Genomic DNA, 284 nt, shown 5'->3' with positions numbered 1-284 from the left:
GGCCGCGATGAAGGGCGGCCCACAAGCCGACGGCGAGCATGACCGCCATATGGTCGAGGCCGGACAGCGGATGCGCGAAACCGGCAGCGAAGGAAGAGGTGGTGCCGATGCCGATATGGGCGTAGGCCGGCATGGCGGCTGCCAGGAAGAGGATCGCGGCGAGCGTGGTGCATTTCGTCGAAGCGGAAATCATGGGCGCGTCTTTCCTTCTGAAAATTACCGGGTCAGGCGACCTTGCGGGGGCCGCAGCCTTCCGCCTTGAGCACGCGCTTGGCCGAGGCCGG

At 66.5% G+C, this 284-nt stretch carries 1 protein-coding gene; it reads right to left on the bottom strand.

Translation table 11 applies throughout. The features are described 5' to 3' along the window. The coding region (locus EN851_RS35860) for a HupE/UreJ family protein (RefSeq protein ID WP_189587379.1) at positions 1-193 on the bottom strand (193 nt) is incomplete at its 3' end. Positions 194-284 lie beyond the last annotated feature (91 nt).

This window comes from Mesorhizobium sp. M8A.F.Ca.ET.208.01.1.1 (assembly GCF_004791315.1).
In the GTDB taxonomy this organism is placed as follows: domain Bacteria; phylum Pseudomonadota; class Alphaproteobacteria; order Rhizobiales; family Rhizobiaceae; genus Mesorhizobium.
This window is presented reverse-complemented; position numbering and strand designations above follow the sequence as displayed.